2 protein-coding genes are annotated in these 814 nt (G+C 66.8%); both read left to right on the top strand.

Annotated features, from left to right (window positions below):
• Nucleotides 1-358: RNA polymerase sigma factor (locus tag EN932_RS37215; RefSeq protein WP_164890902.1), on the top strand; the 358-nt coding region annotated here is incomplete at its 5' end.
• Nucleotides 355-814 (top strand): anti-sigma factor (locus EN932_RS37220; protein ID WP_164890903.1); only part of this gene is annotated, 460 nt, incomplete at its 3' end. The genes EN932_RS37215 and EN932_RS37220, both read left to right, overlap by 4 nt.

Raw genomic sequence — 814 nt, forward strand, 5'->3', positions numbered from 1 at the left:
GAGGTGGCTGTTTACGATCATGCATCATTTGTTCATCGACCAGATGCGCAAGGTGAACCGCCGCGGCGAGGCGGCGATGTTGCCGCTGGAGGCGGGCGAGGCCGTTGCCCAGCCGGCAGAGCAGGTGGAGAGTATCGCCTCGCGCGAGATCATCGACGCGTTGCAGGCGATCAGCCCCGATCGACGCGCAGCTCTTGTCATGGTTGCCATCGAAGGTTTTTCCTATGCCGAAGCCGCCAACATTCTGGGCGTCCCCGCTGGCACGCTGATGTCGCGCATTGCGCGCGGGCGTGAGGAATTGCGTGGGTTGCTGGACGATACGGCGCGTCGCCGCGCAATAAGGATCGTCGAGAAATGATCCGCCGCGACTTTTCCGAACGGGACATCCACATGGCGCTCGATGGCGAGCTGCCTGCAGACGAGCGCGCCGCTTACGACGCCTGGCTCGACGCCAATCCCGAGATGAAGGCCAGGAGCGCCCGCTTCACCGCCGACCGGACGGCGCTGCAGGCCGCCTTCGCCGGGGTGCTGGACGAAGCCGTGCCCGCGCGCCTGCGCAAGGTCGTGCTTGGCGAGGCGCCGGTCAAGGCAGCTGTGCCACGCTCGCGCTGGTGGCTTGCCGCTGCTGCCGCCGTGCTTTTGGTCGCCGGCGGGCTTGGTGGCTACCTTGCCGGCGTCGACGGCATCGGCCAGGAGGACCCGGCGGAAGATCGGCTGGCCGAGCAGGCAATCGCGGCCCATGTCATCTATGCCGCCGAAAAGCGGCATGCCGTCGAGGTTCCGGCCAGCGACAAGGACCATCTGCAGACCTGGC

The sequence above is a fragment of the Mesorhizobium sp. M7A.F.Ca.US.002.01.1.1 genome, from assembly GCF_004022955.1.
Lineage (GTDB): Bacteria > Pseudomonadota > Alphaproteobacteria > Rhizobiales > Rhizobiaceae > Mesorhizobium > Mesorhizobium ciceri.